13 protein-coding genes are annotated in these 11687 nt (G+C 71.7%); 4 read left to right on the top strand and 9 right to left on the bottom strand.

The window, feature by feature from the left end; all coding sequences use genetic code 11:
• Positions 1-18: 18 nt before the first annotated feature.
• Entirely contained in the window at positions 19-1059 is a 1041-nt protein-coding gene (locus GXP74_RS12425) for a cytochrome c oxidase assembly protein (protein WP_182451543.1), read from the bottom strand.
• A gap of 195 nt (positions 1060-1254) precedes the next feature.
• Here GXP74_RS12425 and GXP74_RS12430 point away from each other — a divergent pair, with 195 nt between their 5' ends.
• The gene (locus tag GXP74_RS12430) at positions 1255-2082 is read left to right on the top strand and encodes an exodeoxyribonuclease III (RefSeq protein ID WP_182451544.1); all 828 of its coding nucleotides are present in this window, start codon (positions 1255-1257) and stop codon (positions 2080-2082) included.
• A gap of 108 nt (positions 2083-2190) precedes the next feature.
• Positions 2191-2988 carry an SAM-dependent methyltransferase gene (locus tag GXP74_RS12435; protein ID WP_225447878.1) on the top strand — a complete coding sequence of 266 codons (798 nt, stop codon included), beginning with the start codon at positions 2191-2193 and terminating at the stop codon, positions 2986-2988.
• Positions 2989-2995: 7 nt separating this feature from the next.
• Here GXP74_RS12435 and GXP74_RS12440 read toward each other — a convergent pair whose 3' ends face one another.
• The 8 genes from GXP74_RS12440 to GXP74_RS12475 form a co-directional block, all read right to left on the bottom strand.
• Positions 2996-3325, bottom strand: coding sequence for a helix-turn-helix transcriptional regulator (locus GXP74_RS12440; RefSeq protein ID WP_182451546.1), 330 nt, complete (start codon positions 3323-3325; stop codon positions 2996-2998).
• Positions 3322-3882, bottom strand: a complete 561-nt coding sequence (locus tag GXP74_RS12445) for an SRPBCC family protein (RefSeq protein WP_225447879.1) — start codon at positions 3880-3882, stop codon at positions 3322-3324. The genes GXP74_RS12440 and GXP74_RS12445 overlap by 4 nt, the downstream gene beginning before the upstream one ends.
• Positions 3879-4604, bottom strand: a complete 726-nt coding sequence (locus GXP74_RS12450; protein WP_182451548.1) for a lysoplasmalogenase — start codon at positions 4602-4604, stop codon at positions 3879-3881. The genes GXP74_RS12445 and GXP74_RS12450 overlap by 4 nt, the downstream gene beginning before the upstream one ends.
• Positions 4601-5476 carry a sterol desaturase family protein gene (locus GXP74_RS12455; protein WP_182451549.1) on the bottom strand — a complete coding sequence of 292 codons (876 nt, stop codon included), beginning with the start codon at positions 5474-5476 and terminating at the stop codon, positions 4601-4603. The genes GXP74_RS12450 and GXP74_RS12455 overlap by 4 nt, the downstream gene beginning before the upstream one ends.
• 94 nt (positions 5477-5570) lie before the next feature.
• Positions 5571-6854, bottom strand: coding sequence for an amidohydrolase family protein (locus tag GXP74_RS12460; RefSeq protein ID WP_182451550.1), 1284 nt, complete (start codon positions 6852-6854; stop codon positions 5571-5573).
• Positions 6851-8176, bottom strand: coding sequence for an amidohydrolase family protein (locus GXP74_RS12465; protein ID WP_182451551.1), 1326 nt, complete (start codon positions 8174-8176; stop codon positions 6851-6853). The genes GXP74_RS12460 and GXP74_RS12465 overlap by 4 nt, the downstream gene beginning before the upstream one ends.
• Positions 8173-9066 carry an SDR family NAD(P)-dependent oxidoreductase gene (locus GXP74_RS12470; protein WP_182451552.1) on the bottom strand — a complete coding sequence of 298 codons (894 nt, stop codon included), beginning with the start codon at positions 9064-9066 and terminating at the stop codon, positions 8173-8175. Before GXP74_RS12470 ends, GXP74_RS12465 begins: the two co-directional genes overlap by 4 nt.
• Entirely contained in the window at positions 9066-9887 is an 822-nt protein-coding gene (locus GXP74_RS12475) for an acetoacetate decarboxylase family protein (protein WP_182451553.1), read from the bottom strand. Before GXP74_RS12475 ends, GXP74_RS12470 begins: the two co-directional genes overlap by 1 nt.
• A 105-nt stretch (positions 9888-9992) precedes the next feature.
• Here GXP74_RS12475 and GXP74_RS12480 point away from each other — a divergent pair, with 105 nt between their 5' ends.
• Complete coding sequence (locus GXP74_RS12480; RefSeq protein WP_182451554.1) at positions 9993-10625, top strand: TetR/AcrR family transcriptional regulator; 633 nt, start codon at positions 9993-9995, stop codon at positions 10623-10625.
• Between the two features lie 162 nt (positions 10626-10787).
• Positions 10788-11675, top strand: coding sequence for a nitrilase-related carbon-nitrogen hydrolase (locus GXP74_RS12485; protein WP_182451555.1), 888 nt, complete (start codon positions 10788-10790; stop codon positions 11673-11675).
• Positions 11676-11687 lie beyond the last annotated feature (12 nt).

Consider the following 11687-nt stretch of genomic DNA (forward strand, 5'->3'; position numbering starts at 1 on the left):
GTCCGCCCGGACCCGGGGTCAGCTCTCGCCGGTACCGAAGCGGTGCGCCAGGTTCGGGTCGTCCAGCCACCAGGGGCGCATGCTCTCCTCCTCCGGCGCGGCCGGGGCGGCGGCCTTCGCCCGGCCCACCTCGGCCGGGGCGGACTGCGCGGCGACCCGCGCCACCGCCTCCTCGTCGAGGCGGCGGTCCACCTTGGCCGTCTCGATCCGGTCCTCCCGGACCACCCGGATGATCAGGGCGACCAGGAACGGAACGCCCGCGATGTCACCGAGGCCCCAGAGCACCGCCCCGCCCCAGGACTGGTCGGTGCGCGGGGACATGCCCCAGGGGCGGTGCAGCGAGGCCCAGTAGTCCGGCACCAGCATGTGTGAGCCGAACACCAGGATGAAGCCGAGGGCCGCGTCGAAGATCACCTCGGCCACCGTGATCACCACCCCGAGCAGCGGGTGGTAGTGGCGGCCGACCGGGTCGATCTGCAGCCGGGGCCAGAAGTACGCCAGGCCGAACAGCACGAAGGCGACGTGGAAGACGACGTTCCACAGGTCGGTGGTCAGCGACAGCCGGTACCAGGGGGTGAAGTAGAGCAGCCACGGCGGAACGATCAGCACCACGGTCGACACCAGCGGGAACATGAGCACCTGGGCGGCCCGGCCGCGCAGCAGCGCCCGTATGCCCTCCCGGAACCGCTCCGGGGCGGCCTCCACCAGCACCGAGATCGGGGCGCCCATCGCCAGCAGCAGCGGGACCACCATCAGCAGCACCACCGACTGCACTGCCCGATCGGTGAACAGGTACTTCTCGTAGACGCCCAGGCCGGAGCAGACGGTGAACACCCACAGCGCCATGCCGAGCAGGAAGGCCGCCGTCCGGCCGAAGGTCCAGGCGACGCCGAAGCGGCGCAGCCGAACCAGGCCGAGCAGGTACCCGGCCGAGCCGAGGATCGCGATCGCCAGCACCACCGGCTCGGCCTGCCACTCGCTGAAGACCCGCCCGAAGGTCCAGGCCGGGGGGCCCGCGTACACCGTTGCTGCTGTCGCCGCTGCCAGTTGCACGCTCACCACGCCGTTCTTGTCGAAGCCGAACAGGGTGCCGTGTCCCGGCGCACCCGGGTTCCGATTCTGCCCCCGGTGCTGCCGCGATCTTCAGCCGACCCCCCGTAAGGGGTGTGCCGAAGGCTTGGTCCGGCCGCTGTCGGTGGCGGGCGGTAGGTTGGATCCGACCCTCTCGCGTCACCGCACGGAAGAGCGCCCCTGATGACTGTTCGTGTCGCCACCTGGAACATCAACTCGGTCAACGCCCGGCTGCCCAAGCTGCTGGAGTGGCTGGGAACCGCCTCGCCGGACGTCCTCTGCCTGCAGGAGCTGAAGTGCGCCACGGACGCCTTCCCGTTCGAGGCGGTCCGCGAACTCGGCTACGAGACCGCGGCGCACGGCACCGGCCGCTGGAACGGTGTCGCGATCCTCTCCCGGATCGGCCTGGACGAGGTCGTCCGGGGGCTGCCCGACCAGCCCGGCTACCTCGCGGAGGAGGACGGCGCCAACGCCGCCCTGATCGCCGCCGAGCCCGAGCAGGAAGCCCGGGCCATCGCCGCGACCTGCGGCCCGGTCCGGCTGTGGTCGGTCTACGTGCCCAACGGGCGCGAGCTGGGCCACCCCCACTACGCGTACAAGCTGCGCTGGTTCGAGGCACTGCGTGCCGCCGTGGTCGACGACACGGCGGCGGCCCGCCCCTTCGCCGTCCTCGGTGACTTCAACGTCGCCCCGACCGACGAGGACGTCTGGGACCCTTCGCTCTTCGTCGACAGCACGCATGTCACCCCCGCCGAACGCGAGGCGTTGGCCTCCCTGCGGGAGGTCGGCCTGGCCGACGTGTACCCGCGCGCCCTCAAGTACGACCGTCCCTACACCTTCTGGGACTACCGCGCGTTGGCCTTCCCGAAGAACAAGGGCATGCGGATCGACCTCGCCTACGGCAACAAGCCCTTTATGGAGGCCGTCTCCGACGCCTATGTGGACCGCGAGGCCCGCAAGGGCAAGGGCACCTCCGACCATGCCCCGGTGGTGGTCGACCTGACGGTCTGAGCCCTGCTGTGGCGTTCTGATAACCGGTGGTATGGGATCTGCCGCCGGACTTCTGCTGCTGCCCTATGATCATCATGGGGGTTGGCTGAACGTCCGGGGAGGGCCGCAGTGACCGATTTCGATACGCCGCAGCCGAACATCGCGCGGGTCTACGACTTTCTTCTCGGGGGTAAGGACAACTACGCCTCCGACCGGGAGGTCGCGGCCCGGATCGAGCAGGCGCTCCCCGCCGTCCACCTGGGCGTCCGCCAGCAGCGGGCGATGTTGGGCCGCGTGGTGCGCTACCTCGTGGGCGAGGTCGGGCTGCGGCAGCTGGTCGACATCGGTTCGGGGCTGCCCACGGCGGACAACGTCCACCAGATCGCCCAGCGGCTGGAGCCCGACACGCAGGTGGTGTACGTCGACAACGACCCGGTGGTGCTGGCCCACGCCCGTGCGCTGCTGGCCGACAGCAAGGAGACGGTCGTCGCCGCAGGGGACCTGCGGGACCCGGCGGCGATCCTGGCGGACCCCCTGGTGAGCCAGCACATCGACTTCGAGCAGCCGCTGGGGCTGCTGCTCTGCGGCATCCTCCACTATGTGCTGGACGAGGAGGAGCCGGCGCGGGTCGTCAGGCAGTTGGTCGACGGCCTACCGTCGGGCAGCTATGTGTTCATCCATCACCTGATCACTCCCGACGAATCGGCGGACGAGGGTACGGTCGCCGCCGAGGCGGCACTGCGGCAGGGCGTCGGCCGGGGGCAGTTCCGCACCCTGTCGCAGGTCGCGGCCTTCCTGGACGGGCTGGAACTGGTCGAACCGGGTGTGGTCACGGTCAGCGAGTGGCGTCCGGACGAGGACACCCCCTCGCTGACCGACAACCCCGTACTGCGGCTGGCGGCGGTCGGCGTGGCGCGCAAGCCCTGACCAGGGATCAGTCGGGACCCTCGGCCAAGTGCTTGATCGCCTGCAGCCGGGTGTCCCACTGGGCGGCGAGCTGGGTCATCCAGCGGGCGGTCGCGTCCAGCCGGTCGGGCCGGACGGTGTAGGTGACCTCCCGGCCGCTCCGGGTGGACGTGACCAGGCCGCCCCGCTCCAGCACCGCGAGATGCTTGACCACCGCCTGACGGCTCACCGGCAGCTCGGCCGAGAGCGTCGTGGCCGTGGCCCCGCCGTGCGCCGCGAGAGCGTCGAGCACCGCGCGGCGCGTGGGGTCGGCCAGCGCCGCGAGCACGGTGTCGACGGCACCCGGATCGAGTGTCATGCCGCCTGCCGCTCCAGGTGCTCACGCAGCTCGTTCAGCTTCCCGGCCCAACCCCGGTCGTTCGGCTGACGGTGCCTTTGGACCGCGGGCCGCGCTATGGCAAGCCCCGCGAAGCCGCTCTCCAGGACCCGCAGCCTGGTTCCCGTGGCCACCGGGGTCAGCCGCAGCTCCACCAGCGTGGCCCGGTTCGCGACCGGCTCTTCGCCGGGGCGGCCCTGCGACCAGCGGAAGGACAGCAGGTGGGGCGGCTCCACCTGTTCGATCCGGGCCAGCAGCGCGCCGTGCGCGCCGTGGTCGAAGAGCAGCTTGCCGCCCGGGCGCAGCTCGATCTCGGCCGGTTCGCCCGAACCGAACCAGCTGCCGAGGAACGCCGCCTCGGTGAGCACCCGCCACACCCGCTCGGCGGGCGCGTTGATGAGAACCTCACGCTCGATGCTGTCCGGGCTCTCCCGGTGGCCGCTGCCGCCCCGCTGGGCACGGTCGCCCTGGCCGTTGTTGTGGTTCTGGCCGTTGTTTTGGTTCTGGTCATCGTGGTGGTTCTGGTCATCGTGGTTCACGAACGTACGGTCCATGATGAGCCCCCTCGTGGTGATGTGCTACCCGATGGTTGCACATCGACCAGAGTATGTGCAACCCTTTGGTTGCACAAGACGTGCCGGGTCGTACCTGACGCCAGCAGGTACTGCCCGGCCAGATAGGTCGCCATCACCCAGAAGTCCGGTACCGGCGGCTGCGGCCAGTGGGCCAGGCCGGTCGCGATCAGGCTGTCCGAGAGCAGGAACAGCGCGCCGCCCAGGCCGGTGCGGCGGCTCAGCCCGGCGGAGGTCACCGCCGTACCGGCCAACAGCAGGCTGTATCCGGCGAGGGGCAGCCGCAGCGCCGGGGTCAGGTCCGGCCACAGGGAGGAGATCAGGATGATCCAGAGCAGGCCGTACCCCGTCGCGGTGCGCAGCAGGCGGGCCCGATCGCGCAGGGCTCCGCCGCACACTAAGAGGGAGATGTAGCAGACGTGCGCGACGGCGAAACCGCCCATGCCGACGAGGAACCAGGCGCCGCCGAAGATGAGCAGCGTGTCCCCGGCGCAGGAGGCGAGCAGCGCGCCCAGGAGCAGCCGCGAGGTCCCGGGCGGAAGCGCGCGCAGGCCCACCGCCAACGCGAGCAGCGGCATCAGCAGCGGCTTGGCGATGTCCTGCGCGGTCGTCAGGCCGGCCAGGGCGCAGCCGAGGTATCCGACCGATACTGCCGCATAGGCGGTGAGCGGCCGGTTCGCCCGGGTCACGCGGCGATCCGGACGTCCGCCGTCTCGGCGGCGGGCGTGGCGTCGGGCCGCCAGCCGGGCCCGCGGAACAGGAAGCCGGCGCGGTCCCGCCAGCTCCGGGCCGAGGCCAGGTCGCGTCCCAGGGAGGCGTACTCGTGGGTGGCCACCCGCAGCGGGTTGAAGGTGGAGATGTTCTTGGTCAGGCCGTACACCGGCCGCTTGGTCTCGGGAGTGTAGGAGTGGAACAGCCGGTCCCAGACGATGAGGATGCCGCCGAAGTTGCGGTCCAGGTAGCCGCCCTGCGAGGCGTGGTGGACCCGGTGGTGGGAGGGGGTGTTGAGGAGGAACTCGAACGGGCGGGGCAGCCGGTCGATCCGCTCGGTGTGGATCCAGAACTGGTACACCAGGTTCACCGAGGAGCAGAAGGCCACCGCGGCCGGGGAGATCCCCAGGACCACCAGCGGGGCGTAGAAGAGACCGAAGGTCAGGTCGGTCCAGGGCTGGCGCAGCGCGGTGGACAGGTTGTAGTTCTGGCTGGAGTGGTGCACCACGTGCTGCGCCCAGAGCAGTCGCACCCGGTGGGTGCTGCGGTGCGACCAGTAGTAGCAGAAGTCCTGACCGAGCAGCATCAGCGGCACGGTGGTCCACCAGTGCACCGGGAGCCGCAGCGGGGTCGCCGCGTAGAGCAGGTTGTAGATGGCGAAGGCGGGGATCTTCCAGCCCAGGTTGGTGACCAGGCTGCCCAACCCCATGGTGAGGCTGGTCGCGGTGTCCCGGGCGGCGTAGCCCTGCTCGTCCTCGTCGGGGTGGACCAGGAAGGAGACGATCTCCATGACCGTCAGCAGCACGAACGCGGGTATCGACCAGAGCACGGCGTTGGGCAGGTTAGGCATGGCCGGAAGCGTAAGGCCGTGGGATCGGAGCTGGCTAGGGGTTGTTACCGACTGGTATTACCTCGGGTCCTCGACTCCTGGCGCCTGGTCCGGCTCACCAGACCCGGACCCCGGCGCCGCGGGCGAAGGCCGGGCTGGTCGCGCCGGGCGGGGGCGCCGCGAGCGGCACGGCGACTTCGGTGACCAGCGGGCCGACCTTTGCCGCCAGCGCGTCCAGCGCGGGCAGGTCGAATCCGTAGACCCGGGCCGCGTTGCCGCCGACCATGGCCGCCACCTCGGACCGGGGGAGCCCCGCGTAGGCGGTGCGCAGCGCCTCGGTGCTGTGCGGCCAGGTGCCCTCGTCGTGCGGGTAGTCGCTGCCCCACATGATCTTGTCGAGGCCGATCCGGTCGCGCAGCGGCACCTCGTGCGCCCGCATGAAGCTCGCGCCGACGAAGCAGTTGCGCTGCCAGACGGCGCTCGGGCGCTCGCCCATGGTCTCGGCCAGGCCCGAGCCGAACCGGGACTCGGCGGTGGCCGCCCGGGTGTCCGAACCGACCAGGCGCTGGTGGTAGTAGTCCAGCATGTCGAGCACCCCCGGGATCCAGCCCGAGCCCTGCTCGGTCAGCACCAGCCGCAGCCCGGGGTGGCGCCGGAACGCCCCGCCGAAGACCAGGTGCCACAGCGCCCGGTGCGAGAACCAGGTGGTCTCCACCATGAACACCGCCCGCGCCGCCGGTTCGCTGCCCAGCTCCGGGCCGGCCGAGCCGCCGTGGTGGTTCACCGGTACGCCGAGTTCCGCGCACACCGCCCAGAGCGGGTCGTACACCCGCGAGTGCAGCTCCGGCACCGGCGCGCCGGGCGGGACACCAGGGAGCACCACTCCGCCGGTCAGGCCCGCCGCGTGGCAGCGCCGGACCTCGGCCACGGCCTCGTCCACGTCACCCAGCAGCAGTTGGAAGGTCCCGGCCCGGCGGCCCGGGGCCTGCGCGCAGAAGTCGGCCATCCACCGGCTGTGCGCCCGGAGCCCGGCCCAGCGCAGCCGGAACTCCTCGCCGCCGACGGGGTGACCGGCCGTCAGCGAGGCGCTCGGGTAGAAGGGCGGGACGGTGTTCGGGAACACCACCTCGGCGACGATCCCGTCCGCCTCCAGCTCCGCGAGCCGTCGCGGGGAGTCCCAGTTCCGCTCGGCCTCGGGGGCCTGCAGGTCGGCATAGGGATTGACATAGGCGGCTGCCCAGGCGTCGAACGCGTCCTGGTGCCGCGCCGCCAGATAGAGGCGGTAGTCCAGCAGGTCGGCCCCGGCATGGCAGTCGGCGGAGATGACCGTGTAACGCTCGGGCCGCTCCGGCGGTTCGGTTCGCTCCGGCTGTTCGGCGTGTGGAGGTTGCCCGGTCACAGCGTGTTCCCTTCTGTCGGTACGGCGGTGCCGACGAAGGGGAAGTCCCGTCCGGTCAGCCAGTGCCGTCCGACCTCCCGGGCCGGGGCCCAGGCGGCCAGTACCGGCCGCTGGTCCTCCGGCTGGCCCAGCTCGGCGGGGGCCGGCCCGATCCGCTGCGCGATCGGCGCGAGCCTGTCCAGGTCGAAGCCGAAGACCTCGGCGCAGGAGAGTCCCAGCAGCTGCCGGGTCTCGTCGACCGGGATGTCGTGGAAGGAGGTGCGCATCCACTCGCGGGTGTTCGGCCAGGTCCCCTCCGGGTGCGGGAAGTCACTGCCCCAGCAGATATTGCCCACCCCTATCTCGTAGCGCTGGGCCAGCTCCCGCCGCTTGGTGTTGGTCGCCGCGATGAAGCAGTTGCGGTCCACGTACGCGCTGGGAGCCATGGTCAGTTCGGCGAACGGGGACAGCTTCTTGCCGCCGTGCGCGCCCAGGTACAGCCGGTCCATGAACCACAGCAGATTGGGCAGCCACCAGCAGCCGGACTCGGCCACGCCGAAGCGCAGGTCGGGGAAGCGCTCGAACACCCCGGACCACAGCAGGAACCACAGCGGGCGTGACGGCCAGAAGGTCACCTCGGTGACGTAGATGCCCAGGTGGTCGCCGTACTCGTGGCGTGGAGCCGCGCCCGAGTGGGTCAGCACCGGCATCCGCAGCTCCGCGCACACCGCCCACACCGGGTCGTAGCGGCGGTCGTGGTACGGCGGCCGGTCCACCCACATCGACGGGATCATGACCGCGCCCAGGCCGGACGCGTGCGCACGCCTGACCTCGGCCACCACGGTCGGCACGTCCCCGGTGACCGGAAGCAGGGCCACCCCGCAGTGCCGCTCCGGGGCGGCGCTGCTCGCGACGAACTCCGCCAGCCAGCGGTTGTGCGCCCGCGCCCCGGCCATCCCGAGCACCGGATCCTGGTCGCCGCTGAGCCCCAGGCCCACGCCGAAGGGGGCGGCGGTGCCGCTGTCGACCGCGTCCGCGTCCGGGAACACGACCTCGCCCGCGACGCCGTCACCGTCGAGCTCCTTCTCCCGGCGCGCCGGGTCCCACCCGCCGCGCAGCCCCTCCTCGTGCTCGGCGAACCACTTCCGGGCGAAGGCCTCGTTGCGGACGCCGAGCCGGGTGGCCTCGGCCCGGCGGTGCTCCGCCTGGGCCAGGAACTCGTCGAAGGCGCGGTGGTGCGCGGCCTCCAGATAGGGCCGGTACTGCTCGGTCGGCAGTCCGGCGTGGCAGTCGGACGAGATGACCAGGTACGGGTCGTCCCGGCGCTGGGATCCGGCGCTCACGTCTCCTCCTCCAGGATGAAGCGTTCCAGGTAGGCGGGGTTGCTGCGGTCCAGCATCGACCGGGCCCTGGCCTGGATCTGGCGGTCGCTGTGGTCGCTCGGCGGCAGCATCCAGAAGCGGTCGGCGCGGATCCCGTCCACCACGGCGGCGGCGACCTGCTCGACCGGGGTGAACTCGATCGGCTGCCCGGCGGCCGCCATCGCCGCCTCCCACTGCGCGAGGCTGCGGTAAGGGGTGCGGCGTGGGCGCTCCTTGGCGAAGCGCTGCGGGCGGTTGCGGTGCGACTCCCACAGCCCGGTGCGCAGCATGTGCGGCCCCGGGAACAGCACCGACGCGCCGATCGGGGCCCGCTCCGCGCGCAGGTGCGCGTAGAGCGACTCGGTCATGGTGACCACGGCGGACTTGGTCACCGCGTACACCGAGGCCGTCGGCAGCGGTGCGATGCCGCCGTCGGAGGAGGAGGTGTTGACCACGTGGCCCGGGCCGCCCGCCTCCAGCATCCGGGGCAGGAACGCCTGGATCCCGTGGAAGACACCCCACACGTTCACCGCGAAGGCCCACTTCCAGTCGTTGGGTTCGTGCTCCCACATCCGGCCCTCGGCGCCGGAGCCGACCCCGGCGTTGTTGCACAGCACGTGCACCGCGCCGAAGACGCCGTAGGCGGCGTCGGCCAGCGCCCGCACGCTGTCGGGCTCGGAGACGTCGGTGACCCGTCCGACGGCCTCCGCCCCGCGCTCGCGCAGACTCGCCACGGCCTTGTCCAGTGCCGGCTCCTCGACGTCGGCCAGGACCACCCGCAGCCCCTCGGCGGCGAAGCGCTCGGCCATCGCCAGTCCGATGCCGCCGGCCGCCCCGGTGACCACGGCGACCTGCCCGGGGAGGAGTTCCATCACGCCTCCCGGTCGGTGGCGGGCGGTTCCGGGGCGTCCAGCAGCTGCTGGGCGTCGTCGTAGCGCTGGTGCAGGTACGGCAGCAGTGCCTGCGGGCTGACCCGCTCCACCACCCGGCCGCGCTGGTCGGAGGTCTTCTCGCTGATGCTGATCTCCAGCAGCCGACGCACCGGCAGGTCGGCGACCGGGTCGAAGGGGGACTCGCGCAGCAGCACCTCGCCGTCCACCCGTTCCAGCCGCCGCACCCGCTCCCGCCGTAGGCAGTGCACCAGCACCGGGTCGAGGTCGAAGCCGGTGCCGTCCACGCCGGGCAGGAACTTGAAGTAGAAGTCCAGCTTCTCCGCCGGGGCGGGCAGCGGCAGTTCGCCGCCGACCCGCCCGCGCACCTCCACGAAGCTGACGCCGTGCCGGGTCAGCCGGGCAGCGACCAGGTCGCCGACCGGGTCGGCGGTGCGCTCGACGACCACCTCGCCCAGCTTCTTCGGCTCGCCGAAGACCTCCCGCCCGCCGATCAGCGCCCGTTCCGTGGTCATCGGCATCACCAGCGGGTACCAGCCGCGGTGCGGCCCGTGCTCGGCGCTGACCGCGAACGAGCCCGCACCCAGAGGGGTCCCGAACAGGTCGACCTGACTGATGCTCACCCGCACCAGGGCCCGCTCGGCGGGCTTCAGCGGCGGCGGCAGCACCTGCGCCACCGCGTCCGGGTCGCTCTCCCAGACCGCGACCACACCGGTGGACCAGATGTCGGGCAGGGAACCGCGGTTGTTCCTCGCCGCCGTGATCTCCGGCTCCGGGCGCGGGCCGTAACGTACGCGTGCCATGGGTGTTCCGCCTTCCTGTCGGCTGGCTCTGTAACACTGTTACTCCGCTCGGCGCGAAGGATGAAGACATATGCGGCAGATCGTTTCGCCCGGGGACGGCCGGGGATGACGGACAACCGGATCAGCCGGGAGCTGGTGGTGTCGACCGCCGCCGAGTTCGTCCGGCGGCACGGGCCCGGGGCGCTCACCATGCGCGGGCTCGCCGCCGAGTTGGGCACCGCGGTCACCGCGATCTACTGGCACGTGGGCAACCGCGAGGCGCTGCTGGACGAGGTGGTGGCCCGTACCGTCAGCGAGATGGGCCGGATCGAGGCCCGGGGCGCGACCCCGGCGCTGCGGGCCGAGTCGGTGGCGCTGGAACTGCGCCGGATGCTGCGGCAGCGCCCGCATCTGATCGCGCTGGTGCACGAACGGGGCCGGACCGAGCTGATGATGCTCCCGGCGCAGCGGGCCCTGGTGCACGAGGCGCACGCGGCCGGGCTGCGCGGGGCGCGGGCGGCGGAGGCGGTGCGGGCGCTGCAGTTCCTGGTGGTGGGGTTCGTCCTGGTGGAGCGCAACCGTGAACGGTCGCCCTCGCAGCACCCCGGCGAGCCGGAGCTGTGGGACGCCGAGGCCTCGGAGCACGACCGGCCGCTGGCCGGTGCGCTGGCCGTACCACCGGACCCGGACCGGCTGTTCGCCGCCTCGGTGCGGGCGCTGGTCGGCTCGCTGTGGCCCACCCCTCACTCGAACGAGTGAACTAGGCGGCGGTCGCGAAACCAGAACGTCTCGGCCGCGTTACGCCGGATGTATTGCCACGCAGGTCGTCCCGATCTACGTTCTACGCACGTAGATACTTGCTTCTCCGGGGCGCCGTCCGGATCTGCCGGGCGTGTCCCCGGCCGAGGGTGAGGGTGTGCCATGTCGGAATCCGCAAGCAGCAGCGCCGCGCCGGAGCCCGCCGGACCGTCGCAGATCGTGCGTGCCGCCCTCGTCCAGACCAGGTGGACCGGCGACACCGAGTCCATGGTGGCGCTGCACGAGCGCTACGCGCGCGAGGCCGCCGCACAGGGGGCCGCGGTCATCGGCTTCCAGGAGGTCTTCAACGCGCCCTACTTCTGCCAGGTGCAGGACGAGCGGCACTACCAGTGGGCGGAGGCCGTCCCCGACGGCCCGACGGTGACCCGGATGCGGTCACTGGCACGGGAGTTGGGCATGGTCATGGTGGTGCCGGTGTACGAGGTCGAACAGCCCGGCGTCTACTACAACACCGCCGCCGTGATCGACGCCGACGGCAGTTATCTCGGCAAGTACCGGAAGCACCACATCCCGCAGGTCAAGGGGTTCTGGGAGAAGTTCTACTTCAAGCCGGGCAATCTCGGCTGGCCGGTGTTCGACACCGCCGTCGGCCGGATCGGGGTCTACATCTGCTACGACCGGCACTTCCCCGAGGGCTGGCGGGCGCTCGGTCTCGCCGGGGCGCAGCTGGTCTACAACCCCTCCGCCACCAGTCGTGGGCTGTCCGGCTACCTGTGGCAGCTGGAGCAGCCCGCCGCGGCCGTCGCCAACGAGTACTTCATCGCCGCCATCAACCGTGTCGGCACCGAGGAGTACGGCGACAACGACTTCTACGGCAGCAGCTACTTCGTGGACCCGCGCGGCCAGTTCGTCGGGGAGCCGGCCTCCGACAAGGAGGAGGAGCTGGTCGTCCGCGACCTCGACTTCGGCCTGATCGAGCAGGTCCGCCACCAGTGGGCGTTCTACCGGGACCGGCGTCCGGACGCCTACGGGCCGCTCAGCCGTCCCTGAGGCCCGCTCCCG

It is taken from the genome of Streptacidiphilus sp. P02-A3a, from assembly GCF_014084105.1.
Lineage (GTDB): Bacteria > Actinomycetota > Actinomycetes > Streptomycetales > Streptomycetaceae > Streptacidiphilus.